Consider the following 26,141-nt stretch of genomic DNA (forward strand, 5'->3'; position numbering starts at 1 on the left):
TGTCATCGTGGCTGAAACCAGAGGATCGACCCCGCGCGAAGCGGCGCCTTCATGCTCGTTACCGAAGCGGCGCAGACAGGCACCATCGGTGGGGGACAGCTCGAATGGGACTGTCTCGATCGCGCACGGCAGATTTTGAGGGGCGAAACCGGATGCGAAGAGAGCCGTTTCGTCCTCGGGCCGCAGATCAATCAGTGCTGCGGCGGGGCGGTTATTGTGCGCTACGAGCGGGTTGACGATCTGGACCATGAAACCCGTCTGCTCAGCCAAGCGCGATATGCTTGGCCGGGTCTGACTGTTTTCGGTGCCGGTCATGTCGGTCGGGCTGTCGTCCGTGCGGCAAACCTGTTGCCCCTTGCGGTGCGTTGGGTCGATCCGCGGGACGATGAATTTGGCTTGGTCCCTGAAGGGGTGATCTTGTGCGTCACGAATGATTGGGAAGACGAGATCGTCCGATTGAAGTCAGGGGACGGTGTTCTGGTCATGACGCCGAGCCACACGCTCGATGCGCTCATCGTGGCTGCAGCTCTTGAGCGCGATGATCTGGCTTATGTCGGGCTGATTGGCTCACAGAGCAAAAGGCGTCGCTTTGAAGCTGGGTTCAGGGCGGTAGGTCTCGCTCAGGCGCAGATCGACCGTCTCGTTTGTCCGATTGGCGCGGACGGGCTGGGGGATAAACGACCTGAGATCATCGCTGCCTTTGTGGCGGCAGAGCTCGCGGCACGATTGGTTCAACGTCCTGGCTAGGGCATTTAAATGACGCGACTGGGACAACGAATTTTTTTCGGTTTCCGGTCGCACAAGGAGGCAGGCAATGAGCGGATCAGAACCGATACGGGGTATTCTTTTCGATATGGATGGCGTGCTGCTCGATAGCGAGACGCTGTCGCTCGACGCCTTCGTGATGGGAGCCAAGGATCTGGGGCACGATATGCCCCTCGAGTTCGCAAGACAGATGATCGGGCTTCCCGGCGACGCGTGTGCCCGTCTGGTGATTGAGACATACGGGTCCGACATCGATCTCAAGCGTCTTTTTCAGGCTCAGGACAAGCGCCTGCACGACCTTGTCGAAGCCGGTGCTCTGGTCATGAAGGAAGGGGTTGTGCCGCTTCTGAATTATCTCGACTCAAAGAAGCTGCCGCGTGCAATCGCGACTTCTTCAAGCCGTGCCCGTGCGGATGCTCATTTGCGTCATGTTGGCATTTTCGAGAGGTTCGATGCGATCGTTACGCGGGATGATGTCACACGTGGGAAGCCGGACCCAGAGCCGTATCTACGGGCTGCTCAGGCTATCGGTGTCGATCCGAAGTCGTGCCTTGCGGTCGAGGATTCCCATAACGGCGCTCGCGCAGCCCATGCTGCCGGTATCAGAGTGCTCGTCGTGCCGGATCTAATGGAGCCCAATGACGAGATTATCGGCAAGGCCCATGCGATCATGGAAAATCTGCATCAGGTACGCGACTTTATCGAGCGCTCAGCAGAAAGCACCTGACAGCGCCAGGTGGGGCGGGGCCAACCTGCTCCGTCGATCCGGATGATCGGATCAGTGGCAGTCGCCACCCTTGCAGCCGGAACAGCTGCCGCAGCCTTTTTTGGCATCGATCTGGGCCGTCTTCTTCGTGATGCCGAGCTGTCGTTTGAGACGCGTAGCGTGAGCGGGGAAGAGCCTGTTGAGCCAGAACAGCAGGGCCACGGCAACAAGGGCGAGAACGATCAGGCTTTGAATCATCAGGGAGCTCCGGTCAGGGCGCGAGTGACGTGATAGGTAAGGAGCGCAGCTATATAGGCAAGCCCGAAGAGATAGGCAGCGGCGCCTAAAACCACCTTGATCGATCCGGTCTCGCGACGCATCACGGCAAGGGTCGAGATGCATTGCGGTGCGTAAACATACCAGGCGAGCAGGGCGAAAGCTGTTGCCATGCTCCAATGCGCGCTGAGCAGGGGCATGAGCTGGCTTGCGGCATTGTCGTCCGTCGCACTCAACGCGTAGACGGTGGCCAGCGAACTGACTGCGACCTCGCGGGCGGCCAATCCCGGAATGAGAGACACGCAGATCTGCCAGTTGAAGCCGATCGGTGCAAAGATCGGCAGCATCCAATGACCGATCCGGCCCGCGAGGCTGTAGTCGATCGGCGCTCCGGCTGCGCCCGGAGGCGGAGCAGGGAAGCTCGAAAGTGCCCAGAGCAGCACGTTCAGGGAGACGATGATGGTGCCCACGCGTGAGAGAAACATGACCGCGCGCTGCCACAGGCCCAGCCCAATGCTTTTCAGATTCGGCCGGCGATAGGGCGGCAATTCGAGGAGCAGGGGGTGCTCGTTGGATGCCACACCGCGCGTCATGAGACGGGCAGCGAGGATGCCACTTACAATGGCGACAAGGTAGAACCCGAACAGGACCAGCCCCTGAAGGCCCAGAAACCCGAAGACGGTACGACGGGGCACAAACGCTGCGATCAGCAGGGTGTAGACGGGCAGCCGCGCCGAGCATGTCATGAGCGGGGTGATCAGGATCGTGACCAGTCTGTCCCGCGGATTCTGGATTGTACGTGTGGCCATCAAGCCGGGAATGGCGCAGGCAAAGCTTGAGAGCAGGGGGATGAACGACCGTCCGCTCAGCCCGGCCAGAGCCATGATTCTGTCCAGAAGAAAGGCCGCCCGCGGCAGATACCCTGTTTCTTCGAGCGTCAGAATCCAGAGAAACAGGATGAGAATCTGGGGCAGGAAAACGATGACTGTCCCGGCACCCGCGATGACGCCGTCTGTCAGGAGGCTACGGAGCGTCCCTTCAGGTAGCGGTGAGACAAGCGCCTGCCCGAGAGCCGCAACTCCCGTTTCCAGGGCGCTCATCAACGGCTGAGCCCAGGCGAAGACCGTCTGGAACATGAAGAAGAGCACGACCAGTAGGATGATCGGCCCCCAGACCGGATGCAGAAACCAGCGATCGAGTCTGTCGGCCAGCCGATCGCCCTTCAGGGCTCCTTCATTGGTAAAGCGCGCGATGAGCGCGCCCGCCTGTGCGTGCAGGTTGGCGCCGTCGGGCAAGGCCGAAGGAACTGCAAATTCGGGTTTATCCAGAGCCTCCAGCAGATTGGTAACACCGCTCTTTCGAAGGCTGATCGTCGGAATGATCGGGACACCGATTGCGGAGGCAAGACCCGGGACGTCGATTGTGAGCCCAAGGTGGCCTGCCTCGTCCATCATGTTCAGAACGATGAGCATCGGCCGACCGAGCTGAACCAGTTCGAGCATAAAGCGCAGATGAAGACGCAGGTTACTGGCCGACACCACACAGATCATGAGGTCTGGTTGTTTTTCGACAGCATGGCGTCCCATGCAGACATCGCGCGTCACATCTTCGTCGGGGCTGGTCGCTCCCAGACTATAGGCGCCGGGAAGATCGAGCAGTCTGACGCTGCGTCCCTGCGGGGTCGTCAGGCTTCCTTCCTTACGTTCGACCGTGACGCCTGCGTAATTTGCAACCTTCTGGCGGCTTCCCGTGAGCTGGTTGAAAAGGGAGGTCTTGCCACAATTGGGATTGCCGACGAGGGCAGCCCTTAACGGCCGGTTGGCCGTTTCCGGCATAGTTACGGCATCCATCAGAAATCAGAGTTCGTTTTGAAGCGCAATGCGCGAGGCTTCGCCGCGGCGCAGGGCGAAGCAGGTAGAGCCAAGACGCACGGCAATCGGATCGTGTCCGACCGGACCTGTCGCGACAATCTGAACCTGGGCGCCCGGGATGAAGCCGAGTTCTCCGAGGCGCACGGCGATCGGATCGTCTGTCATGCGTGCGATGACCTGACTGATCACCGCGTGAGCCCCCTTGGGAAGGGTGTCGAGTGTCATTGGTAAAACCACCTGAGCAAAAGCTGGCGCCTCTGAGAACGCGTCTTAATTGCCTAGATAGGGCTTAGCCAAATCTTAGGGAAGGGGTAAGCGCAAGCAAATAGCCCGCGCCCGAGAGAAGGCGTCGCTCGTCTCAAGGTTGAGCCGATAAGGCCCCTCGATAAGCACGGGCAATATCGATGGCGCTCGTGAGGGCCGCTCGTGCTTGTGGGCTGTTACGCCAGCATGATGCTTTGAGGTTCAGGCTGATCCGAGTGCAAAGCTCTGTCGCGTCGAATTTTGCTAGAGCACATAGAGACTCGATGCCGTTCTGTTCGAGGTGCTGGATGACCTTCGGGCCTATGCCCTTCGCGGAGAGGAGGATCTCACTCTCGGTATAGGAAAAGCTCATGATGTCTCTGTCTGTCTTGCAGCGGTATTGTTGTTTCGGAACTCAAGGTCACGAGCGACGATTCCAATCGGGCATAAGTGACAAGGTTACGCGCACTTTTCGTCCTATGGTGCGTTAGGCTCGCAGTCACTGAGTAAGCACTATGTTAATGTTGTAACGGAGTTGTGTTCTTGCGTCAGAAGGCCAGCATAACTAGGTAGTCGTTCCCGTTCGGTGTCGGTCTGAACGGTATCCCGAAATAAATACCTCATCCGAGGACGGTGTGTTGTCTGAAAACGAGTCGAATACAAACCATGACGTGCTGATTATCGGCGGTGGTCTGGCTGGTCTCACTCTGGCAAAGCAGTTGTTGATAGCGGATCCAGGTCTCGGGATCTGCATTGTCCATAACCGCAAATTTCCGAACCCGGAGCGGATCCACAAGGTCGGTGAGTCAACAGTTGAGATCGGGGCATTTTATCTCTCTAATGTCGTGGGGTGCGCCTTACACCTTCAGACGGATCATCTCCGGAAGATGGGATTGCGATTCATCCAGACGCTGGGGCAGTCAGATGAGGCAGCTCCCTATCGTGAACTCGGTCTGACTCACTACGCGCATCATGCCACTTATCAGATCGATCGTGGCAAGCTCGAAAATCATCTGCATGACGAGCTGGGTCGATCAGTTACTTTGATCGAGAACAGCAAAGTACTGGATTTCGAACGTCAGGGCGACCGCAACGAGGTGTCGATCCGCGACCATGCGGGCAAGGTCAACACGCGCTCCGCCCGATGGGTAGTCGATGCCTCGGGTCGAGGCCGCGTTCTGATGAAGAAGTTCGATCTCAAGAAAGACGCCGGGATCACACATTCGTCTGTATGGTTTCGTGTGGCTGGCAAGGTCGATATCAACGAGTTTCTCGCATCTTCCGACCCAGAGAACCCGTTTCTCAATGTCGAGGAGAGATGGCGCAGCACAACCCAGTTGGTTGGTAAGGGCTATTGGGTCTGGATTATCCCGATCGACGAGCAGACGACCAGTGTCGGTATCGTGTTCGATAATTCGATCCACGACCTCTCGACCATGAGCGCTTATCCAATGGCGATGACCTGGTTAAAGCACCATGAACCGCGCTTTCATGGATACATGGAAGGAAAAGGGTTCGAGGTGCTCGATTTCGCGATGATGCGAAATTATTCCTATCTCTCGGGACAATTCCTCTCAGCCGATGGTTGGGCACTCACGGGAGAGGCTGCCGGATTTGTCGATCCAATGTATTCAAACGGGACCGATATGATCGGTCTGGCAAATACAATGATTACGAACGCCATTACCAAGTCTGATAGTGAAGATCAGATCACCTGGATGAATGGTGTGCTGAGTGAGACCTATGCCGGGTTTGTTGACACTCATCGTGACTCATTCAAAAGGTTCGATGACTGGAACTATATATTCGTCAAATCGAGCTGGGACACGACCTTCTATTTTCTCTTCATGTGTGTCCTGTTCATGAACAGAAAGTTTGAAGATCTCGAGTACATCCATACGATCCACGATCGGATTACAGCGTTTTATGCCCTGCATCACGATGTCATGGTGCATCTCCGTCAGGCCGATACGGTGACGAGCGACTATGTGATCCCTGATTTCGTCAACCTCGTTGGGTCGATACAGGATTATGCCAATCGGACGATCATCGCCAAGAACCAGTCTGATGAAGCCATCACGGCCCTTCTTGATTACAATATGGGAATCCTGAAGGAGCTCGCGGCGTCTATCCTGGAGACGAAAACCTTCGATCAAAACTTCTATCACATGAAAGAGCGTCTGGACGCGGCCAGCCCGTCCTTCTGACGCATCACGTCTCGTCGGTCATGTCGGTTGGGAGTGGTTTGTAAGCACTGAGCACCCGTCCTATAAGTTGGGGCCACACCGGGCGGGAGCACATCATGCGTGAGACGATCGAACAGCGGATTCAACAAGGCGTCGGTAACAGCCTGCCGATCTTGTAATCCGCAATGTCGGGCTCTTCGATCTGGTGACGGGCGAGATTTTGCCCGGAGATATCGCTATCTGCGGCGACCGAGTGGTTGGTACGCTGGACCGTTACGAGGGCAAGCGCGAGATCGATGGAACAGGCAAGATTGCTGTGCCGGGCTTCATTGACACGCATCTTCATGTCGAATCCTCGTTGATCACCCCTTTCGAGTTCGACCGCTGTGTTCTGCCGCATGGAGTCACAACAGCGATCTGCGATCCGCATGAGATGGCGAATGTCATGGGGACTGCGGCATTCGACTATTTCCTGGAGTGTGCCAGCCGCACCATCATGGACCTCAGGGTCAATCTGTCGAGCTGTGTCCCTGCAACACCCATGGAGACCTCAGGTGCTGTTCTCGATGCAGCGGCTCTGGCTCGATATCGGGATCATGCCAAAGTCATCGGCCTTGCCGAATTCATGAACTTCCCCGGTGTGCTGTCCGGTCAGTCCGACTGTGTCGACAAGCTGGTGACCTTCGCCGAAGGCCATATCGACGGTCATGCCCCTTTGCTTCGGGGCAAGCCGCTCAATGGTTACATCGCTGCAGGGATTTCAACCGATCACGAGGCGACCGCGGCAGAAGAGGCGCTTGAGAAAATCCGCAAGGGGATGACGATCCTTATCCGCGAGGGATCGGTCTGTAAGGATCTTGAGGCGCTTGCACCGCTCCTGACCCCGGAAACCTCGCAGTTTTTCGCCTTTTGCACCGATGATCGCAATCCGCTCGAAATTGCCCATGAAGGGCATATCGATTTTCTCATTCGCAAGGCGATCAGCCTCGGCGTCGCGCCACTCGCGGCTTACCGGGCAGCGTCCCTTTCGGCGGCACGAGCCTTCGGGTTGAGAGATCGCGGGCAGATCGCCCCCGGCCTGCGTGCAGATATTGTTCTTCTGGATGATCTGCAAACCTGCCAGATCGCTCAGGTTTTCTCGGCGGGCCGTCCGGTCGACGAGGCCATCTTTGAGGCGCGTGAGGTGATAGCTCCCGTCGGCTATGGCTCCGTCAAGCTTGCGGCACCGGTCGTGGTGGATGATTTCGCCGTTCCGGGAACCGGTCAGCACCAGGCCGTGATCGGGATCATTCCGGGTCAGATCATCACCGAGTTTCTCCGTTGCGATTTGCCAGCCGCGGATGGGAAGGTGCTGGCCGATAAAACGCAGGATGTCGCCAAGATCTGCGTGATCGCGCGCCATGGCAAAAATGGAAATATCGGCCGTGGTTTTGTCAGAGGGTTCGGACTGACAAGAGGGGCGCTCGCGTCCTCGGTCGGACATGACAGTCACAATCTCTGCGTTGTGGGGATGAGCGACGAGGATATGGCTCAGGCAAGTGCCCGTCTGGAGGAGTTGGGGGGCGGCTTTGTGGCCGTTGAAGACGGTAAGGTCATTGCGGAGCTTAGCCTGCCGATCGCAGGCCTGATGAGCGATCAGCCTTTTGAGACGGTGCAAGCAGATCTCGAAGCTCTGCGCGCGGCGGTGTCCCGGATGGGCGGCAAGCTGGAAGAACCCTTCCTGCAGCTTGCATTCCTTCCGCTACCGGTCATTCCCCATCTCAAGATCACCGATCTGGGCCTTATCGATGTGAACACGATGAGCCTCGTTTCCTGATTGTGTCTCCCTCTCGCCTCAGCTGATTTGATGCAAAAGGGCGGCAGGTTCTGGCGGATCAGAAATTCGTTGTGATCTGTCCACCCAGGATCGCTGCGTCTTTGAACGTGTTTGTGGCACCGGGATTTTGCAGGTACTGAAAATCGAACTGCAAAGACGTCGCGGTCATGAGATGGACGCTGTAAAACGCCTCGTAGACCTGTTCCCAGTTCTGCACACCGTAGACGTTGCCCCACTGGTTGGACACGAAGGGCAGGCCGAGGGCTGCTGATGATTCCTGCTGCAGGCGGATGGATCGGCTCATATTCATGTGCTGGAACATGATGCCGATTTCGTCCAACGGTCTGTTCCAGGGAGTGCCGCTTTGCAGCAATCCGATCCACTCATGGTCGCGCATGGCCACGACGTTGCCTTGAGCGTAGCCGGCTCCCCCGATCACGATCAGACCGTTGGAAAGGCCTTTGCCGCTTCTGACAAGCATCTGATCGAACATCAGCCAGCTTGACCACATGCCCGACTGGGTGCGCGCTTCCAGCCCGCTCGCCTGATAGGAACCGCCATAACGGTCCTCGTAGAGATGGGGATAGCGCGAATTATCGTAGTAGAATCCGATCTTGTAATGACCGGGCAGCTTGTCCGTGCCGAAAGCCGGGTCCCACCCTGCTTCGAATTGCGAGCTGAGCTTCCCGAGCCCGTCCTGGGCGAGAGCCCAGCCTGAGATACCACCATTGAAAGCGTGCGGGCTCACCGCAAACAGCCCGCCCATGATATAGGTGCGTTCTGTCGGTCTGACGCGCAGAACCGCACCGATATTGGCTGAAGGCCAGTCGCGGCCTCCTGGCGCATATTTTCCTGGCGCGAAATTGCCGCAGACACTGACATTCATGAAGTTACAGGCAAGCGGATCGAAATCGAAAAAGGTCCCGGTCGGAATGACACCAGCGGACAGAATGACGCGGTCATTCAGGAAAGTCTTGTCGGCGTACATCGAGACGAGATGAGCGACGACATTGCCGCGTGATCCATAGATCTGCTCAGGATTGGAAACATAATCGCCAAGTGTCGAACTGAAATTGCGACCATGGCCGTTGACGACCAGAAGATGGGTCCAGAACCCGTTGATCCCAGCCAGCTTCTGCCAGTCGATATCGAGTTCGGCAGCAACCTGACCGGCGAAGACGTTATCCCGGGTGCGGCCGCCAGTCACATTCCCCATATATTCTTCGTTGAGCGCGATATTGAGAAAGATGCCTCTCTTCTGCATCCAGCTCTGGGCACCGCCCCAGTCACCCAGCAGATGCGGGTTCCCATAAAGTGAGGGGACGAGGGGGCCGATTGGCACGGCTCCCTGTCCGGCTATGGGAAAGCCGATAGCGGTATAATGATCGCTATCGAGCGTTTTAGCGGTCTCCGTCTGGGCCTGTGCCGAAGAAGAAAGCAGACCGAACACCAGACAGGTCAGCGCCAAAGTACACATCCATCCCAGCCGTGACGGCTGACGCGGTGCGCGCGCAGACGTTTCGGCGTGGTCTGCATGAGGGGCAGGTCTTGATCTTACTTTGTCTGTCACTTTTCCTGATCCGGTTAATCGTCCTGTCGAGGGGGCAACCTCTTTGGGATGGACGCATTACCAGAAAGTCATGAAAGACGGACACAGTAGGGCAGTACAAGATTTCGTGTCACTCTATTGCGGGATGGTGACGTATTGCGTCTCTAAGGGGCGCTTTTCTGCGTGTTTTCAAAAGTTTTGCGTCCGCCGACCCAGACCTCACGAATTTGAAGTGCGTGATCGAGCACGACCACGTCGGCCATTTTTTGAAGGGCAAGACTCCCACGATCTGCGAGTCCCAGATACTTGGCTGGATTACTGCTCACCAACCGGCTTGCTCGATAAGCGACTTTCCGTGGGTGACGGCATTTCGCAAGGCCTGATCGAGCGTGAGCACACTTCCGGCCAGCGACCCGTTAGGCAGGCGCACAACGCCCCCCTCAATCAGAACATCCTGACCGCCCAGTGTGCTCGGCCCATCGGCTTGCCCGGCGCCGCGCATGGCATCGGTCACAAAGAGAAGCCGGTTCTGCATCAACTTCGACGCCAGCTTGAAACTTGCGGGATGGACATGATGCGTATCGAAAATCATCTCGGCATAGCTTGCCTCGTGACACATCAGAGCGGTGACCGGGCCGGGCTTGCGTCCCTCAATCGGAAGCATCGCGTTGAAAAGATGCGTGCCGCCCGGCACACCACCGCAGGCACAGATTTTATCGAGCGCGGAGAGCGCGGTGTCGTAATCAGCCGTTGTGTGGCCGAGGCTCACTCTGATGCCCGCTTTCGCGAAGCTGGTAATCGCGCTTTCTGCGTGTTCGATCTCGGGTGCCAGGGTAACGACACGTACGCAGCCAATGGCCATCATCTCTGCGAGCTTGTCGGGAGACGGGGCAATCGTGAAAGGGGGCTGCGCGCCGAGTTTGTGAGGGCTGACAAAGGGGCCTTCGAGATGAGCGCCGTGAATATGTGGCCCGTCCGGATCGGGATGCCTCATGGCTTCCGCAACGGCGTGCAGCGCAAAAATCACGTCGCTCCACGGACGTGTAATCGTTGTCGGTAAAAGTGTGGTCGTGCCGTGTCGCATATGAAAGCGGGCGAGGTGCCTGATCGCATCGACACCATCCATTGTATCTGCCCCGTCACCACCATGGACATGGCCGTCGATAAAACCCGGCAGGATATAGGTCTGGTCGCAGGCCGTGCCGGGCTCGATGCTCTGGATGTGACGGTCGAAATGAAGCGTGCCGGGGAGGATGCGGTCGGGTAAAACGATCTGCCCGGAGAGTGACTGGATCATGGTCTTACTCTCTAGCAGTCAGACCGACGCGGCCATAGCGCCATGCATAAGTCAGGATAACGAGATAGGAAGGAACGACAATGGCTGCGAACAAGCCCTGAAAGCCGAAGGTCGGTTTGAGCCAGACGTAGAATTGAGGAACGATCGCGCCGCCACTATAAGCCATGACCATGAGTGCCGAGGCGAGTGCCGTCATATGCCTGCACCTCGTATGGCGATGGGAAACACAGTGGGCATGACCATCGCATTGGTCACGCCCAGCAGGGCGACGCAGAAGACGGAAGCGTATCCCTGAGTGAGATACGCCATCACCGTCAAGAAGCAGCCTGTGAGGCAGGAGAGCTGAACGTAGCTCTCCTGCTTGATAAAGCGCGGTACGATAATGAAGCCCATCAGATATCCGATTAGCATGCCGCTGAGAGTGAGAGCTGTGAAGAACTTCGTCTCGTCCAGTGGCAGGCCAAAACCCTGACCATACGTACCGATGGCATCTGCAGCCATGACCTCGACGCCCACATAAAGGAACATTGCGATAAACCCGACGAGAAGATGGGGCTTGAAAAAACGCTGCTGCGATCCCCTTCCTGCGAGGATAACCGGAGCCTCGAGATTAGGGAGGGGCGCCACTGTGACAATCAGCGCGATCATCACCAGAATGCCCGCCATAGCGAGATACGGCACATAGAGCGCCTGAACAAAATGGTTGAGCAGGGCTTCACGAATGGCCGGATTTTTTTCTGTCTGGGCCTGTTCTGCCACAGCACCGATATTGTGCATGACGAGAATACCCAGAACGATGGGGGCCGTGATCCCGGCCATTTTGTTGCAGATGCCCATGACTGCGATCCTCTGGGCGGCTCGGTCGGAGGGGCCAAGAAGGCTGACCAGAGGGTTGATGACCACCTGCATCAGAGAAATCCCCGCGCCAAGGACAAGCAACCCTGTGAGCGCACCGGCATAAATGCGCCACGCGACAAATTGTCCGAAAATGGCGATGCCCAGCGCAGAGAGGAGAACCGAAAGGGCCAATCCCTGCTTGAGCCCCAGCCGACGTGCGAGCAGGGACGTGGGTAACGAAAACAGGAAAAACGAAAAGTAAAACGTCAGAGGAATGAAAAAGGAGCTGAACTCACTCAAGGAGAAAGCGACACGCACGAACGAGATGAGCGGGCCATTCAACCAGGTAACAAAACCCATGGCGAAAAAGATCAGGGCTGCGATCGCCAGCACGCTGTAGCCATGATCACCGACCAGCCGTTCTTTCAGCACGGGGAGATCTGTCATTTTGCCGATCCTCAAACGGGACGAGGGAAAGATTCATTTCGTCATATGAACCAACCAAACCATAGGAAGGATCGGATGATCGAACCAGCACTTATTCCTGATTACGATGTCACAATAATGGGCGTCTGTCATAACCACGCTCGCCAAGTTTAAAGTGTGAAGACTCTGTGAGTGACCTGTCTGTGAAAAACGGCTGACGAGATGAAGCGGTATAGTGCTGTCGTCCCGCTGCTGGAGAGTTGGTGCGGTGAGGTATTCCGTTCGGACGTGAGTGAGTGGCTGTGAAATGCGATCAACGCATGGGCGCTACATCGGTGTCAGCGCGCGGAGAGGTTGAAAATTGCGTTCCCTCCGACCTCAGAATGAAAGGCTTTGGAATAAATCTTATGAGCAGGATAACTTGTGGTTTACTTATTAACGTAAAGTTAATTGTAAGTTGCAACGTTATTTTATGAATATATATCAGGGTTTACTTTCTTCTGTGTCTTGCGAAAGAATCCCCTTTTTCTCGAAATTGAGGACATATTAACTACCAGGTTATTATTATTATTTATGTCTCCTGAACCTGCCTCGGTCCTGATCGTTCAGAAGTTTGCGAGCTTCAAGAGGTTTAGCGGAGCATGTGTGTCACGTTTTATTTTAGAAAATGAAATAAGTTATGTTCTCGACAGGCCATCACCGTATTTTGAGCGTGCTCAGCCGATCCGGTCCCCGAAGCCGGACAGATCTCGCGCGCGTCCTTAATTTGAGCAAGGCCAGCGTCACAGCGCTGGTTCGTGAGTTGATCGAACAGGGCATTCTGGATGAGCGCGAACGTGTGTTTGGGTTCGGGCGGCCCGCGATCATGCTGGGTCTTCGTCAGGACGCTGCAAGCTTTATCGGTATCTCCCTACAGTCTGATCCAGCCCAGATCGTTCTGACCGATGCCCTAGGGCAGGTGCATCTCCGCAAATCGATACCGCGTTTGACCGATGTCGATGCCTGCCTCGGCGTCATGATCGACGCGATTGAGGAAATTCAGTCGGCCTATCCAATGGGGATCGGTGTGCTGGCTGGGATAGGTATCGTTATTGCCGGTATTGTATCGCGCGATCGCAAGGTTTGTCTGACATCGACCTCGCTAGGTTGGAAAGATGTCGATATCGGCCAGCGCCTTGCGGCTCTGACGGGTTTGCCGGTTTTTGTCGAAAATGATGCCAATGCATTGATTATCAGCGAGCAGCTTTTTGGCCAGTCGGGCGGCGTGTCGGATTTCAGCCTCGTCTTCGTCGGTGAGGGCATTGGTGGCGCTCATATCGTCGACCGGCGCCTGCATCGGGGTCATCATGGTGGGGCAGGCGAAATGTCGCACTCTCCGATCACTCTTGGTGAAGGGGCGTCGCTTTGTCGTTGCGGCAACCGGGGCTGTCTTGAAACCGTTGCTGCGCTCCCTGCCATTCTCGGCGCGGCGCGGCGCGCAGGTTTGCCGGGCGAGATGGGTAAACTGCTCGAATTGGCAGCTGAGGGACAAGCAGATGCAATCGCTATATTGCGCCAAGCTGGTACAGCGCTGGGTGCAGCCCTGACCCAGCTTATCCAGTTCGCAGATCCGGCTCGAATTGTGGTCCGATTGGATCCCCTTCTCCTGCAAAGCACCTTTTCGGAGGCGCTCAAACAGACTGTCGATACCCATCTGCAACGCCGGAAAGGCTATGAGACCGAGTTGGTCCTAGGAGCCCTCCATTCGGGCGATTTCGCCACAGGAGCGGCCAGCCTTGCCGCACAGGAGTTTCTGTTCGGTGCCTCTTTTCTCTAAACGTTGGACGTTCTGAGCAGGCCGGATCTTCTGCATCCGGGTGAAGATCATTTCTCATGAGTGGCAAAAATTTTCGGTTGTTTCGAGTGACCTTGCCGTAAGCCCTTGCTCTCCGAGCAGACAGGTGGATGATCGGGATCTAAACATTCGCGTGTTGTTCGCTGTCAGAGGTCGTGTATTTCGTCACCGTTGCGGCCGCCTATTTCGGAACAGGACGTTGCTTGAGCTCAAGAAGACGGTGCTGAGGTAGAGGACGAGGCTCGATGGTTTCATTCAGGAAGGCGGGGCGCCAGGTCTCGGTCATCGCTGTCTGCACTCTCATGCTGTCAAGCATCTGGTAGGGCAGGCGGGCGCAGCGCCTTTGTCGCCAGTTTTCATGCCTCAACCTGCGCAGGTGAGGCTCACTGGAAAAGTAACGCCGCTGACCTCCTTTCCTGAGGTGATTTGGGCTCAGGCTCCTTCTCCCCTGCTTGAGAAAGCACTCGCTCGCTTTAACGCCCGTCTCGGTCTTATTGGTCTTGGGCCCGCGTCCCCTGAAAGTCAGAGAGTGGGTCTCAAGATCTCGGTGGGTAAGGACCCAGGCTATCTCACCCTTGCGGCCCGCGAGGCCTATACCCTCGACGTCTCATCGAATGAGATTGTTCTGAAAGCCGATGGTCCGACCGGTGTGTTGCGCGGGCTCGCGACGTTGCTGCAGATGATCGACACGCGAGGCACCATCCCGGTTCTGGTGCAGGGAAAGATTACGGATGCGCCACGCTTCAATTGGCGTGGGCTCATGATCGATGTGTCGCGACACTTCCTGTCCGTTTACACGATCGAGCGTCAGCTCGATGCGATGGAGCTGACGAAGCTCAATGTGCTGCACTGGCATCTGAGTGACGGCACAGGGTTTCGTGTCGAGAGCCGAAAACTGCCGCGTCTGCAGCAATTCGGCGCGCACAGCCAATATTATACGCAGGATCAGATCAGGGAGGTCGTCGCGTATGCGGGAGATCGGGGGATAAGAATTGTCCCCGAATTTGATGTGCCTGGGCACACTTTCGCCATTCTCAGCGCCTATCCCGAGCTTGCCGCCCAGTCTCCCGGTTCGGTCGTGAAAAATTGGGAGCGGGACTGCAAGACTGCGACAGGAGAGGCTGAGGTGACAACGCAATGTAAGCGTCACCCCGATCTCAACAAGCCAGCCATGGATCCGACAGCTCCTGACGCATTGCGCTTCGTTCGAACGCTTTTTGGTGAAATGACGAGCCTTTTTCCGGATCGTTATGTCCATACGGGGGGCGACGAGGTGATGTCGGACCAGTGGACGACCAATCCGCGTATCGTCGCCTATATGCAAACTCATGGCTTCAGGGATACTGCTGCGCTGCAGGCGGCTTTTACCGCTGACGTGGAGAGGATTCTCTCGTCACAGAACAAGACCATGATGGGATGGGACGAGGTCAGCGAAGCGCCGATCCCGAAAAGCGTCGTGGTCGAAGCCTGGCGTGGGTCCAAATGGATCGGAAGCTCGGCCCGTCTGGGGCACCCGGTCGTGGTCTCTGCCGGCTACTATCTCGATCTGCTGAACCCCTCGACCACTCATTATGCAGTCGATCCTCTCGACACGCGAGCTGTCGGGCTCGCACCCCAGCCAGCGGCGAAAAGCGTTGGGCCCTTTGTGCAGGCCTTTACGCTCGATCCCAATGCGCCACCGCTTAGTGAAGCGCAGGAAAAACTTGTTCTCGGTGGTGAAGCGCCGCTCTGGACCGAACTTGTCTCGGACGAAATGGTCGATGCACGGCTCTGGCCGCGTTCCGCAGCGATTGCGGAGAGGTTCTGGTCTCCGGGAGCAGTCACGGACTCGGCGTCGCTCAATGAACGACTTCCGGTCGTTCAGAATATGCTGGAGACTTTCGGTCTGAATGCCTCGGAAAATCAGGCGCGCATGATCGCGCGGCTCACACCTGACAACATTACGCCGCTCACGCAGTTCGTGGCGTTGACCGTGCCGGTGCGCAATTACGGACTGAACCGTCTTGCTGATCATACTGGTGATGAGATCCTTTTGACACCGGCGGCCATCGCGGCACCGGATAGTTTCGAAGCGAACGCATTCAATTCGGCAGCAAAGCGCTATGCTGCCGGGGATCAGTCGCTCAAGGCCTCTTTGCAGGAAAAGCTTGGTCGCTATGGTGCGAATGACGCAGCATTTCAGGCGCTGTCAGGCCCTGCCTCGATCGAAGAGGTTAAACCTCTCTCCCATCAGATCGCGGCATTGTCGGCTTTGGGACTGGAGGCATTGCAGTCCGGGCCGAGGGGAAAGAAGTGGCGTGATCGGGCTCAGGTCCTTCTGGCTGAGCAGGACAAAGCTTACACCGCGAGTGTCGATTTTCGAGCCTCGCGTCAATTGAAGCAGCCTCGGGGAGGACTCTTGATCGCGATCGCTCCGGGAATAAAAGCGCTCGTCTCACAAGCGCGATAAGCGTGTTGCTTGTCAGGCATGCCGCGTTCGTACAGGGGCGTCATTCGGTATTGGCTTTGCCGCCAGGCCGCTGTCATGAACCGCGATGGATTTTGGCGCTCTCAAGCGTTTCGGGACTGAGGAGCGAAGCGCTTGCCTCGTCGAGGATAACCGTGCATCGGGCATGAAGTCTGATGGCCGAGGCACTGATTTCTGGCCCTACCTCGCCTTCAAGGGCTCGGGCGACAATCGCTGCCTTACCGTCACCAAGTGCGAGAAGCAGGAGCTGGCGCGCTTCCAGGATGGTCCCGACCCCCATTGTCAGCGCATGCTCAGGCACTTTTGCCGGATCGCCGCCGAACATTGCCGCATTTTGCTGGCGCGTTGTTGGCGTGAGGGTGACGCATCGTGTGCGGGTGTCGAAAGCGGAGGGAGGTTCGTTGAAGCCGATATGTCCCGTCTCGCCAATGCCCAGGAGTTGAAGATCAATCCCGCCGCTTCTGGCAATAGCGGCTTCATAGGAGGCGCATTCGGCGTCGAGATTTTCAGCTGTGCCATCAGGGAGATGGGTTGCGTCGGGCGCGATATTAACGTGATCGAACAGGTGATCCTGCATGTAATGACGGTAAGACTCAGGATCTGACGATGAGAGACCAACATATTCATCGAGATTGAATGTTGTTGTCTTTGAAAAATCGATCTCGTCTCGATCATGGCTTTTGCAAAGATCGCGATACACCCCCTCCATCGTGCGCCCTGTCGCCAGACCGAGAACAGGGCGGTCACGGGACGATAAGAGAGACATGACAGCACTGGCGGCGAGTTGAGTTGCCGAGGTGGGGTCTGGCATAATGACGAGGCGCATAGATGGCACGATCCTGAGAAAAGCGGCGTAAAACCGTTCGCAACAAAGTCCTGAGACAGGAAGCAGAACTCTGATTATCGTCCAGGATTTAGGAATAACGGAAAAGAATATATCGGGTTTTTCGACGAAAACTCATTCGGCACAAGAGCGGAAAACATTTTCTCGCGATCTTGCTTAAGATCATCGGCGAATGAACCAAAAGTTTGTTGTCCCCACGCTGGGTTATGCCACGTTTATGATCGTGGATTGCCGAATGAGGGGATGGCTGTGGTTATCTCCTGCTGGTTGCTGGAGCTTGTTGATCGTGTCCCGCGAAGCCGGGTTTTCTTCTGGTTCATTTCGCTTGGTTGTCGCCTTTCACGTCGCGAGCGCGGCTCATTGCCCAAAATAGTGCGTGTCTTGTTTCGATAACTGTGAGTAGAGATTGCTGAAGACGGAGTGAGAACGCCTTGAGCTTGGCTCGATGCCAGATGGGCGCCCAAGAACCTTAATGGACGCGTTCAATCGCGGTGAGGACGAGACCGGCGTGCAGACAAAAGACATCATCGCGATCGATGGCGGCGGTACGAAAACCCTTTTGCTGCGCGTTGCATCTGACGGCTCTGTCGTGACCGCTCGCCGCGCGGGCGGGTCCAACCCTTTCGACGTGCCCGACTGGCGTAAGGTGATTGCGGGGCTGATGGAAGGGCAACAGTCACAACTTGCTGCAGCGGCTTTCGGCATGGCGGGGTTTGGCGAGAGCGAAAGACTGAATGCCGAACTTGCAGCGGCCTACCGGCAGCTCTGCCCGGTGCAGCATAGTCTCCATAATGACGCAGACATGGCCTGTCGCGGTGCCTTCATGAACCGAGCGGGTGTGCTCCTGCTTTCGGGGACTGGGTCCATGGCTTGGGGTATGGCCGCAGACGGACAGACAACGCGTATCGGGGGGTGGGGCAGCCTGTTTGGCGATGAGGGCAGTGGATACTGGATCGGTCGGCTCGCTCTGTCTATTCTGTCGCAAATGATCGATGGCCGTCATGAAAGGCGTGATGACTTCCTAATACGCTTTGCCGCGGCAAGACGGTGGCCAGAGGACAGTACGCTTTGGGCCTCCAGTCTTTACGAGTGGTACGCAAGTCTCACAGAGCAGCGACCTGCCGTGGCAGCACTTACTGCCGAGATCAGTCGGTTTGCCGAGCAGGGATGCGAGACGTCACGTGACATTCTCAGGCACGCCGCCGAGGCGCTTTCCAGGCATGTTGTTGCTGCGCGACACGCATTAGGTGCCAGCGACCTGCCCTGGAGTTATGGAGGTGGGACGCTGCGCAGCCCGATTTTGCGCGAAAATCTGAGTCAGCTCCTTGGCGCGCCGCTCGTCCCGCGGCTGCCCCCCATCGGCGGTGCGGTGCTGGTCGCCGCGCAGCTTGCCGGATGGCATATCGATGAGGGCTTCGTAGACACGCTTTCATTGGCGCTGGAGCGTCAGATTTAACCACTCTCACGAAGCAGATCAGCTTTGGTAGCAAGATGCCTTGGCTTCGCGAGAGAAAGAACTCGTGCCGAATAGCCCGGTTTAGAAGCTTTCCGGCACCTTTCAAATGATTATCAAAGGGAAGACAGGCTCTGCCTTACCCTTTACTGCCGTCAATCGTGGTTCCCTTAAGGAGGATTGTCCCCGTCAATCCTTTATCTGTTGCCGAGGGGGCAACGCGGAGCTGATAGTTACCCGGCGTGACGTGCCAGCGGTTATCGTGCTGCGAGAAGCGGGCAATGGTTTGTAGATCGACGGGAATGGAGACGTCGCGTTTTTGATGAGCAGGAACGTCGACACGTTGCCAGCCGACGAGACGAGGGCCCGTGCCCTGGCCTTCGGCATAGAGCTGAACGACATCGCTGCCATCGCGACCGCTGTCGTTCTGGACCGTCACCTGAGCAGAAGGCTGGTCGTCCGCTTTGACGACAAGGTTGTCATAGGTGAACCTGGAGTAGGAGAGTCCGTAGCCAAAGGGGAAGAGCACTTCCTTGTTGCTCCTGGCAAACCACCGATACCCCACATCGGCACCCTCATTGAAGATCAGCTTGAAACTCTCGGGACGCCCTTCTGTCAGAGGCGGTGCGACCGGGAGCTTGGGGCGCGGTAGGTCATTCACCGAAAGAGGAAAGCTGAGGGGCAGATGGCCTGACGGATTGACGTCGCCGAGGAGGATCTGGGCGATAGCCTCGCCGCCAGCAACACCGGGGTACCAGGCCTGAACGACGGCTTTTACCTTATCGAGCCAAGGCATTGCGACCGGCCCTTCGGTCTCGAGCACGACGGTGACATTGGGATTGGCCTGCGCCACCGTCGCAATCAGCCGGTTTTGCGCCTCGGTCAGGGAGAGGGAGGCGCGATCTCGTCCTTCAGTGGACCATTGAGCGATAAACAGAACCACCGCATCGGCCTTGCGGGCTGAGGCTTCGGCCTGCTTCAGATCGGCTTCGTCGGTAAAGGAAATATCCGCTTTTGGAGCAAGGCGCTTCAGATAAGCGAGGGGAGAGGAGGGGACCCAGACCTGCTGGGACATGATCTCCGAGCCTTTTTGCGGAATCGCGTTGCCGCCGAAAGGCAGGACAGTGGGAGAGCCGCCGCCTGAGATCACGCCTTTATCGGCATGGCCGCCAATGACTGCGATTGTCTTGAGGGACTTTGAGAGAGGCAGAGCGGCCTTGTCGTTCTTGAGAAGGACAATCCCCTGCTGTGCTGCTTCCAGAGCGGTTTTGTATCCCGCGTCGCGGTCGACCGGTTTTGTCTGGATTGGCTGCTCGGCACCGTTGGCCAGCAATCCATAGAGGATAGGGCGCACCATGGTTCTGAGTGTCTCATCGGAGACCCCCTGCTTAAGCTGAGCAGGGGCGTAGAATGCTCTGGCAAACAGGGTGCCCTTGGTTTTGGCGTCGGCAATTCGTTTGAGCGCTGCTGCTGAAGCGGAGGAGGCCTGCAGCATGGCTGTGCCGCCAAATCCGATTGCTGTGTCGAATTCGGCCCCGGACTCCTGATTGAGCCCGGCTTCGATCGAGGCCTTTGTGCTGTGTACCGCGCCCCAATCGGACATGACGTAGCCGGGGTAATGCCATTGCTTGCGTAGAATATCATGCAGCAATGGCTTGCTCTCGCAGCTATGGGAGCCCCAAACCATATTATAGGCGCACATCACGGCACCGGGTTTGCCGAGATGAAGCGCAATGTTGAATGCGAGAAGATCGGACTCCATCGCAGCGTCACGCGGGATCGACACATCATATTGCGTACGCCCGGTTTCGTAAGGATTGAGCGCGAAATGCTTGATTGTAGCAACGATGTGGTTCGACTGAACCCCACGCGTATAATAGCCGGCGAGACGCCCGGCCAGAAGCGGATCTTCGCCCAGATATTCGAAGTTACGGCCACCACGCGGATCGCGTGTCAAATTGGCACCACCGGAGAGCAGGACGTTGAAGCCTCGGTCGCGGGCATCCCGCCCGACCGAGTGACCCAGAGCCTCCAGCAGCGTCGGGTTCCAGGAAGCCGCGCTGGCGAGGGCTGCAGGATAAGCTGTGCTTTCATATCGTGCGTCCTGAGTGCGAGCCCCTACGCCGATCGTGCCATCGGTCTCGGTGATGGCGGCGATGCCATGTTCGGGCATGGCAGGTGACCAGGCGGCGGAATGTTGCGCCTCCCCTGCGACAGAGGGTCCTGCATCAATTCGGGGATATGAGTGACGATGAGTGCCTCGAGCTGAGGACGCCCGAGCTTGGCGAGTGCCTCATCCACCCGCGCATCAAGAGGAGACGCCGCATCGGCAAACGTTGAGATGGGGAGGGTACACAGTGCCGTGGCGAGGAGGCCTGCTTTCAAGCGCGCGGACATGGTTGTTCTTCTCCTGAAGCGACGAGGAAACGCGTTTTTTCAGAATGCAATTGGTAGAGACCGACCATCATCGTATCGATGAGTGGGCAATATTCAAGCATTCAGAAATCTATATCGAGATAATTATTGCTTCGGTTTCTTACATCACGGTTAGTTTTTCGGATTCCTCTGTAAAAATGACTGAGGATATGATCCCTGCCCGAGGAAATGATGGTTTTCTCAAAGATGAGTGTGATCATCTATTACGGATGAAAAATGATTGTCCTGGCTGCAAGTCACCTTTATCCTCAATGAGGTTTCAGCGAGAGAGTGATAATCATGCGCGTGGCGCTCGGACAGTTTGCGGTATCGACGTCATGGGAGGAAAATCTCGCAACATGTCGATCTCTCATCGAAAGAGCGAGGAAGGGTGGAGCCAGACTGGTTGTTCTGCCTGAGGGGATTATGGCTCGGGACGCCACCGACCCCGACCATATCCTGCACACAGCACAGCCTCTGGAAGGCCCTTTCGTTACCGGACTTCTCGCCGAGACAGCCGGGATCATGCTGGTCTTCTGTGTCAATGTTCCGAATGGCCAAGGCCGTTTCCATAATACGCTGGTCGTGATGCAGGACGGAGAGATTGTTGCGCGTTATGTGAAGCTGCACCTTTACGACGCTTTTGCCATGCAAGAATCCCGTCTGATCGCACCCGGGAACGAACTGCCGCCGGTCCTGTCATTCGATGGCGTAAAAATCGGGTTCATGACCTGTTACGATGTCCGTTTTCCCGAGCTGGCTCGACATCTGGCGCTCTCTGGCGCCGGCATACTGGTCGTGCCAGCCGCGTGGTTACGCGGACCTGGCAAGGAACGCCACTGGGAGTTGATGCTGGCGGCGCGTGCGCTGGAAAATACTTGCTTCGTGCTCGGAGCCGGTGAGTGTGGTCCCCAGAATATCGGCAACAGCATGGTCGTTGATCCGCTCGGCACGGTCATCGCCGCTCGCAGCGCGCAGCCCGGATTGATTATCGAGACTCTCGATCTGGCCTTTCTTGCAAAAGCACGGCGTGATCTGCCGGTTTTGCAGAACAGACGGTTTGAAGCGCCAAGGCTTTCGTCAGTTTCGTGAAGACTGGAGCAAGAGGCGCTTACCTCACGATATTCGTCTCTTGACGTTTGAGCTTTTTCACTCTGGCATCGTGTTGGAACGGTAGGGTGTCAGGCACGCGACGTGATCTGTCATATCGAGGCTGAAACGGGCGTGACGTAAAATCGTTGGGAATCAGATCGTCCTGCATCGGGGACTGGACATATTTGATGTAGTCCTGAGCGGTGAACCGGGCAAAGTGTACGGTGGCAGGGGTCGTCGCTGTGCGATAACTGACCTTACCGGCTGTAGTGACAAGTTTTTTGATTCTAGCGCTTGCCTGCAGAGCGGCAGGGAGCGTTCTGGTTCGGATCGCAAGCACTGACGGTGTATTATCGCCTGTATCGAGCACCGCAGTTTTTTCCCGTCCCTCCAGATTGTAGGGAAAAAGAAGACGAAATTCCACACCTGCGATGGCCGACGCTGCATGGATTGGGTCTTGGCAGTCGAATGGTGCGTGAGGACCGAAACGCAACGTATGAGCATCAATAGTAAGATGACGTAGCTGGCTCATTTGTAGCAGACCAAGGACAGGAAACGGGATGGGCGCGACGGAGAAAAGCTGATTTCTCAATACTGTTCTGCCGAGCCGGATTTCGGGGACGACGACGTAGTGTCATGCATATTGCGATTGAAGCCGTCCGATCCTCGCTCGGAACTGGCGATAATGCGGAGATGATGGCGTGCGATATACTCAGCCGGGAGCACACCAGTCAGGCTCCTGTGTCGAAAAGTACCCAGTCGGTTTCACCCAGAATGCTCGCCTGCACCCTCACATCGAGTGGAAGTTGCCCATCAATTCGCTCGTGGTCGACGCGTAACGGCAGTTGCTCGATATCCGAAGCGATGACCGACGGGTTGCTGATCGACGCCGCCGGGACAAGTGGCTTGATCAGAGTCAGATTAGGAAATTGCAGGTTCGGTAATTGATAGAAGCTACGGATCGGCGAGAAATAGACATTCTCGAGCCAGGTTGTGCGTTTGATCCAGCCAGCAAGATCATTGGCCAAAAACAGATTGCCGTAGCGGATCGATTCATCCAGCAGCAGCAACGCATTGAGTTCATGGTTTGTGTCGGCATGCCGCCCGACAACCTCCAAGCCCCGATCAAGAGCCCTGTTCGATGCCGCGAAATCGCCGTTGATCCGCGCGAGGCCTGCTGAGACCAGAGACAGCAAGTACTGATCGATCTCCGGAACCGTGGGGTTGGCGGCAATCTCGCCACGAATCTCCACAAGCCTCTGCTTGTTGCCAGCCTCTATGGCCTTGATGATACCTTGCTTATCAACAGGGTCGATTATGGGAGTATTGACAGGGGCGACCCGGGAATAGTCCACGGAGAACCCTTGCACGCGCGGTACAGCTTGCCCCTGCTGGCATACCAGAAGCATTGCGATACTGCCTGGAGCAATAAGAGCGCGGATCAGAATACGGATAACGAGGCTCCCCCAAAGAGGTCATGATATTGTCTTGTCGGCGGTACATTCTGGATGCGTTGCCTGCTTCCTCGAACAATTCCATAATTAAGCAGTTCTGCGCGATGAAGAGGCAATCAGCCTTACCGGACTCTTCATACGGTTCATACCATTTTTGAGCCGAGAATTATTGACAGATCACCCTGGATTTCCTTTCAGGATAGCCATGAGAACGAAATGTTCCGGTTTTTGACATTATTGTGAACGGGGCATTGCCATGGGTCCTGGCTAATTCACGACGCAGCGCAAGCTAGCCTGGGTTGGTGGTTTGGTGTCGATTCTACCTTTATGAGGCAATAGGTCTGCCTGATGATGCCTTAGTTCTACCCGGTTCCTGCCTAGGTGGCCTGCCCGAAAGCCTTTCACGGCAGCAAGAGCTTCGGCTCTCGATTTGCTGCTGCGTATCGAGAACCTGGCAGGCCTTGTGAGCGTAGCTCATGTTGGGTGTGCTCTGCGTGATCTCACCGTTTACGAGGCACGATATTCCGGAGCGACGCTATCGATGAAGATGACGATCGGATCGTCGAGTACGGGGCTGTCCAGAGGAATGAGAGCTTTTTCCGTCGTCCAGCGTTGCGTGGTTGAGTCGATATCGTGCCAGCCACATCTTGCGCCGCTGATGGCGTTCGGATGAATCTTGAGGCTTGTGTTCGGGGTGTAGACATGGATGCCGGTCACCTGAAGGCCAAGCTCCCGTCTGTCGTCAATGAACGGACCAACGGTATCGATGGGCCTGCGCGTTTTCACCCGCAGAAAGATGTCCTCGCCTTTCGGGTTAATCCGGAACATAAGTCCGCCCTGACCAGATCGGCTCGGCAGAATCTTTTGCCCGCCACTTGTCTGAAGAAAGATCTCTGGAGCGGGGTCGACTAACGCTTGTGAGCAGGGAGGAACAGCGACACGTCCCGCGAGCTTGTGCCAGATGGGTTCCACGAAAAGTCGATCGGTTCGGAGAGGGGCGGCAGCATCACGCTCCCAGCACAGAGTCTTCGACCGAAGCGGGATGACGGGATGACGAGACTGATGATGGGTGAAAATACAGCGGTTACCGGTATCGAGATAGGTCTCGCTCAGGATGCCATTAGCGAAAATAAGCCCGTGGGTTTGGAGCTCGATGTGATGATAGAAGTAGCTCTCGAGTGTGTTCTCATACGCGATCGATTCATCGTTGACGAGCATGCGTGCCGGGATGAGGGCGCCCTCGAGAAAGAGACAATGCTCCGATGTGACGAGGAGATCCGTTGAAGGAAGCCCCTCTCCAAGAGCCCCTTTCCGTACCCTGATAGGGTAGCTCGACAGATCCTGATGCGGCGACTTGCGCGACGAGCAAAACCCGGTGCCTGTCCAGATAATCTCTTCAATGGTCTTTTGTCCGTTGCGAAGGACGAAAATCTCATCTCCCGCTTTCAGCGTTTCGATTTCGCGATCACCAAGGGGGGTGCTGATAAGAGTACCGGGAAGATAGCAGACTTCCGGAACGGCTGTGCCGTATTTACGTTCGTCGTACCAGAGGTCAGAAGAGCCTCGCCCGACTGTCTGCACGGAGCCACTGCCCGAAGCTGGTGCGGAGACGACAGTCAAATATCCGTTGCTTGAAGGGATGTAACTCCACCTCGAATTGGCGCTGGGAAGATTTTCCGAAAAGACCCAGAGCCTTCCCTGTTCATCGGTGAAGGCGAGGGTTCCGCCTCCGAGCGACATCTTCTCGATGCTCGGTAATGAGAAGGTTTTGTCGATTTTTCCTGTAGTGACGGTGCCGTCTGCGGCCTCATAGGAAAATGAGCGATCAGCGTAATTGACGTAGAGTTTTCCTGCTTCCGTCCCATTCAGGCTCCCTCGCTGTGCATCGAGTGGAGTAGGTCCTCCTGCGAGATAACCTGACCATTTGATTATCTGGATTGGAGGAGGCTGCACGGCGTATTTTTGTTCGCGGTACCAAAGATCGGAAGAGGGTGTTCCGACAGTATAGACCGACCCGGTGCCCAATCCATTCGGAGTATTGACGGTTAGGTAGCCCCCTCCGGAGGTGGAGTAATTCCAGTAGGAATTTTTGGAAGCGGCATTTTGGGAAAAAATCCAGAGTCTGCCCTCTTTATCGGTAAATGCTAATGTCCCGCCTCCGAGAGGCACGTTCTCGACGCCACCCAACGAGAACGTCTTGTCGATTTTCCCCGTTGTAATTGTCCCGTCTGCTGCCTCATAGACGAAGCTCCTGTCTGTATAATTGACGGACAACCGGCCTTTTTCGCTGCTGGCGAGCGACCCAGAGCTTGAACCACTTCCTGTCAGATCGACGGGACCTGCGGACAGATAGCCGTCCCAGATGCCATTATTGTCATCGGGAGCAGCGGAGCTTGTTGTTTTGTACGAGGTATCGGCCTGCATTTCTTCTGCCTTTTGCAAAACAGCGCACAGTGATCCGATCGTCTTCTGGTTATCGATGCGGTGCTTCGTTACTCAGCGTATCCGTATCGCGAGCCGAAGAATTCGATAGCCAAATAGACCTGAGTATTTTTGTCTTCTCGGGATCTGCGTTGTTTGTCGCTTATTAACTTTCCTCGCTTCCTTTGA

General features: G+C 56.4%; 20 protein-coding genes and 2 pseudogenes. 8 read left to right on the plus strand and 14 right to left on the minus strand.

Going from position 1 to position 26,141, the window contains the following annotated elements:
- Positions 1-51: 51 nt before the first annotated feature.
- Entirely contained in the window at positions 52-747 is a 696-nt protein-coding gene (gene xdhC, locus JCM15831_RS17395) for a xanthine dehydrogenase accessory protein XdhC (RefSeq protein WP_198024268.1), read from the plus strand.
- Between the two features lie 67 nt (positions 748-814).
- On the plus strand, positions 815-1,492 hold the full coding sequence (locus JCM15831_RS07485; RefSeq protein WP_025823816.1) for an HAD family hydrolase: 678 nt from the start codon (positions 815-817) through the stop codon (positions 1,490-1,492).
- A gap of 51 nt (positions 1,493-1,543) precedes the next feature.
- Here the strand turns inward: JCM15831_RS07485 and JCM15831_RS21445 are convergent, their stop codons facing one another.
- The 4 genes from JCM15831_RS21445 to JCM15831_RS07505 form a co-directional block, all read right to left on the minus strand.
- Positions 1,544-1,729 (minus strand): hypothetical protein, encoded by a 186-nt coding sequence (locus JCM15831_RS21445; RefSeq protein ID WP_025823817.1) that lies wholly within the window; start codon positions 1,727-1,729, stop codon positions 1,544-1,546.
- Positions 1,729-3,597 (minus strand): ferrous iron transporter B, encoded by a 1,869-nt coding sequence (gene feoB, locus JCM15831_RS07495; RefSeq protein WP_025823818.1) that lies wholly within the window; start codon positions 3,595-3,597, stop codon positions 1,729-1,731. Before feoB ends, JCM15831_RS21445 begins: the two co-directional genes overlap by 1 nt.
- A gap of 6 nt (positions 3,598-3,603) precedes the next feature.
- Entirely contained in the window at positions 3,604-3,843 is a 240-nt protein-coding gene (locus tag JCM15831_RS07500; RefSeq protein WP_025823819.1) for a FeoA family protein, read from the minus strand.
- Positions 3,844-3,976: 133 nt separating this feature from the next.
- Complete coding sequence (locus tag JCM15831_RS07505; RefSeq protein ID WP_025823820.1) at positions 3,977-4,234, minus strand: helix-hairpin-helix domain-containing protein; 258 nt, start codon at positions 4,232-4,234, stop codon at positions 3,977-3,979.
- A gap of 265 nt (positions 4,235-4,499) precedes the next feature.
- On the opposite strand from JCM15831_RS07505, the gene JCM15831_RS17400 reads away from it, so the two are divergent.
- Both JCM15831_RS17400 and ade read left to right on the plus strand, forming a co-directional pair.
- The gene (locus tag JCM15831_RS17400; RefSeq protein WP_025823821.1) at positions 4,500-6,068 is read left to right on the plus strand and encodes an NAD(P)/FAD-dependent oxidoreductase; all 1,569 of its coding nucleotides are present in this window, start codon (positions 4,500-4,502) and stop codon (positions 6,066-6,068) included.
- A gap of 95 nt (positions 6,069-6,163) precedes the next feature.
- A pseudogene (ade, locus tag JCM15831_RS17405) lies at positions 6,164-7,863 on the plus strand (adenine deaminase).
- A 58-nt stretch (positions 7,864-7,921) separates the two neighbouring features.
- Here ade and JCM15831_RS07520 read toward each other — a convergent pair.
- The 4 genes and pseudogenes from JCM15831_RS07520 to gluP form a co-directional block, all read right to left on the minus strand.
- Positions 7,922-9,340, minus strand: coding sequence for a carbohydrate porin (locus JCM15831_RS07520; RefSeq protein WP_035774059.1), 1,419 nt, complete (start codon positions 9,338-9,340; stop codon positions 7,922-7,924).
- 236 nt (positions 9,341-9,576) lie between these two features.
- A pseudogene (nagA, locus tag JCM15831_RS17410) lies at positions 9,577-10,709 on the minus strand (N-acetylglucosamine-6-phosphate deacetylase).
- A gap of 4 nt (positions 10,710-10,713) precedes the next feature.
- Positions 10,714-10,905 carry a hypothetical protein gene (locus tag JCM15831_RS22560; RefSeq protein WP_232228046.1) on the minus strand — a complete coding sequence of 64 codons (192 nt, stop codon included), beginning with the start codon at positions 10,903-10,905 and terminating at the stop codon, positions 10,714-10,716.
- Complete coding sequence (gene gluP, locus JCM15831_RS17415) at positions 10,902-11,993, minus strand: glucose/galactose MFS transporter (protein ID WP_232228047.1); 1,092 nt, start codon at positions 11,991-11,993, stop codon at positions 10,902-10,904. The genes JCM15831_RS22560 and gluP overlap by 4 nt, the downstream gene beginning before the upstream one ends.
- A 658-nt stretch (positions 11,994-12,651) precedes the next feature.
- Here gluP and JCM15831_RS07535 point away from each other — a divergent pair.
- Both JCM15831_RS07535 and JCM15831_RS07545 read left to right on the plus strand, forming a co-directional pair.
- The gene (locus JCM15831_RS07535; protein ID WP_025823823.1) at positions 12,652-13,788 is read left to right on the plus strand and encodes an ROK family transcriptional regulator; all 1,137 of its coding nucleotides are present in this window, start codon (positions 12,652-12,654) and stop codon (positions 13,786-13,788) included.
- A 376-nt stretch (positions 13,789-14,164) separates the two neighbouring features.
- Positions 14,165-16,255, plus strand: coding sequence for a beta-N-acetylhexosaminidase (locus JCM15831_RS07545; RefSeq protein WP_025823824.1), 2,091 nt, complete (start codon positions 14,165-14,167; stop codon positions 16,253-16,255).
- Between the two features lie 73 nt (positions 16,256-16,328).
- On the opposite strand, the gene nagB is transcribed toward JCM15831_RS07545, so the two are convergent.
- Positions 16,329-17,099: a glucosamine-6-phosphate deaminase gene (gene nagB / locus JCM15831_RS07550; RefSeq protein WP_025823825.1), complete on the minus strand. Its 771-nt coding sequence runs from the start codon at positions 17,097-17,099 to the stop codon at positions 16,329-16,331.
- A gap of 490 nt (positions 17,100-17,589) precedes the next feature.
- On the opposite strand from nagB, the gene JCM15831_RS07555 reads away from it, so the two are divergent.
- On the plus strand, positions 17,590-18,573 hold the full coding sequence (locus JCM15831_RS07555; RefSeq protein ID WP_025823826.1) for an N-acetylglucosamine kinase: 984 nt from the start codon (positions 17,590-17,592) through the stop codon (positions 18,571-18,573).
- Between the two features lie 136 nt (positions 18,574-18,709).
- On the opposite strand, the gene JCM15831_RS17420 is transcribed toward JCM15831_RS07555, so the two are convergent.
- Together JCM15831_RS17420 and JCM15831_RS17425 are read right to left on the minus strand one after the other, a co-directional pair.
- Entirely contained in the window at positions 18,710-20,743 is a 2,034-nt protein-coding gene (locus JCM15831_RS17420) for a glycoside hydrolase family 3 C-terminal domain-containing protein (RefSeq protein WP_051528382.1), read from the minus strand.
- Positions 20,689-20,967, minus strand: a complete 279-nt coding sequence (locus JCM15831_RS17425) for a hypothetical protein (RefSeq protein WP_035774039.1) — start codon at positions 20,965-20,967, stop codon at positions 20,689-20,691. The genes JCM15831_RS17420 and JCM15831_RS17425 overlap by 55 nt, the downstream gene beginning before the upstream one ends.
- A gap of 318 nt (positions 20,968-21,285) precedes the next feature.
- Between JCM15831_RS17425 and JCM15831_RS07565 the strand changes: the two genes are divergently transcribed.
- On the plus strand, positions 21,286-22,077 hold the full coding sequence (locus JCM15831_RS07565; RefSeq protein ID WP_025823827.1) for a deaminated glutathione amidase: 792 nt from the start codon (positions 21,286-21,288) through the stop codon (positions 22,075-22,077).
- Between the two features lie 19 nt (positions 22,078-22,096).
- Here JCM15831_RS07565 and JCM15831_RS07570 read toward each other — a convergent pair whose 3' ends face one another.
- From JCM15831_RS07570 to JCM15831_RS20135, 3 genes are all read right to left on the minus strand, one after another.
- Positions 22,097-22,609 (minus strand): hypothetical protein, encoded by a 513-nt coding sequence (locus JCM15831_RS07570; protein ID WP_156938790.1) that lies wholly within the window; start codon positions 22,607-22,609, stop codon positions 22,097-22,099.
- Between the two features lie 199 nt (positions 22,610-22,808).
- On the minus strand, positions 22,809-23,486 hold the full coding sequence (locus tag JCM15831_RS07575; RefSeq protein WP_025823829.1) for a hypothetical protein: 678 nt from the start codon (positions 23,484-23,486) through the stop codon (positions 22,809-22,811).
- Positions 23,487-24,038: 552 nt separating this feature from the next.
- The gene (locus JCM15831_RS20135; RefSeq protein ID WP_025823830.1) at positions 24,039-25,955 is read right to left on the minus strand and encodes a Hint domain-containing protein; all 1,917 of its coding nucleotides are present in this window, start codon (positions 25,953-25,955) and stop codon (positions 24,039-24,041) included.
- Positions 25,956-26,141: the final 186 nt, after the last annotated feature.

Source organism: Asaia astilbis JCM 15831 (genome assembly GCF_000613845.1).
Taxonomy (GTDB): domain Bacteria; phylum Pseudomonadota; class Alphaproteobacteria; order Acetobacterales; family Acetobacteraceae; genus Asaia; species Asaia astilbis.

Bases quoted from the DNA above. Each gene is read 5' to 3' on its own strand.
- xdhC (WP_198024268.1), top strand. From the start codon at position 52: ATGCTCGTTACCGAAGCGGCGCAGACAGGCACCATCGGTGGGGGACAG.
- JCM15831_RS07485 (WP_025823816.1), top strand. From the start codon at position 815: ATGAGCGGATCAGAACCGATACGGGGTATTCTTTTCGATATGGATGGC.
- JCM15831_RS21445 (WP_025823817.1), bottom strand. From the start codon at position 1,729: ATGATTCAAAGCCTGATCGTTCTCGCCCTTGTTGCCGTGGCCCTGCTG.
- feoB (WP_025823818.1), bottom strand. From the start codon at position 3,597: ATGGATGCCGTAACTATGCCGGAAACGGCCAACCGGCCGTTAAGGGCT.
- JCM15831_RS07500 (WP_025823819.1), bottom strand. From the start codon at position 3,843: ATGACACTCGACACCCTTCCCAAGGGGGCTCACGCGGTGATCAGTCAG.
- JCM15831_RS07505 (WP_025823820.1), bottom strand. From the start codon at position 4,234: ATGAGCTTTTCCTATACCGAGAGTGAGATCCTCCTCTCCGCGAAGGGC.
- JCM15831_RS07520 (WP_035774059.1), bottom strand. From the start codon at position 9,340: ATGTGTACTTTGGCGCTGACCTGTCTGGTGTTCGGTCTGCTTTCTTCT.
- JCM15831_RS22560 (WP_232228046.1), bottom strand. From the start codon at position 10,905: ATGACGGCACTCGCCTCGGCACTCATGGTCATGGCTTATAGTGGCGGC.
- gluP (WP_232228047.1), bottom strand. From the start codon at position 11,993: ATGACAGATCTCCCCGTGCTGAAAGAACGGCTGGTCGGTGATCATGGC.
- JCM15831_RS07535 (WP_025823823.1), top strand. From the start codon at position 12,652: ATGTTCTCGACAGGCCATCACCGTATTTTGAGCGTGCTCAGCCGATCC.
- JCM15831_RS07545 (WP_025823824.1), top strand. From the start codon at position 14,165: ATGCCTCAACCTGCGCAGGTGAGGCTCACTGGAAAAGTAACGCCGCTG.
- nagB (WP_025823825.1), bottom strand. From the start codon at position 17,099: ATGCGCCTCGTCATTATGCCAGACCCCACCTCGGCAACTCAACTCGCC.
- JCM15831_RS07555 (WP_025823826.1), top strand. From the start codon at position 17,590: ATGGACGCGTTCAATCGCGGTGAGGACGAGACCGGCGTGCAGACAAAA.
- JCM15831_RS17420 (WP_051528382.1), bottom strand. From the start codon at position 20,743: ATGCCCGAACATGGCATCGCCGCCATCACCGAGACCGATGGCACGATC.
- JCM15831_RS17425 (WP_035774039.1), bottom strand. From the start codon at position 20,967: ATGTCCGCGCGCTTGAAAGCAGGCCTCCTCGCCACGGCACTGTGTACC.
- JCM15831_RS07565 (WP_025823827.1), top strand. From the start codon at position 21,286: ATGCGCGTGGCGCTCGGACAGTTTGCGGTATCGACGTCATGGGAGGAA.
- JCM15831_RS07570 (WP_156938790.1), bottom strand. From the start codon at position 22,609: ATGAGCCAGCTACGTCATCTTACTATTGATGCTCATACGTTGCGTTTC.
- JCM15831_RS07575 (WP_025823829.1), bottom strand. From the start codon at position 23,486: ATGCTTCTGGTATGCCAGCAGGGGCAAGCTGTACCGCGCGTGCAAGGG.
- JCM15831_RS20135 (WP_025823830.1), bottom strand. From the start codon at position 25,955: ATGCAGGCCGATACCTCGTACAAAACAACAAGCTCCGCTGCTCCCGAT.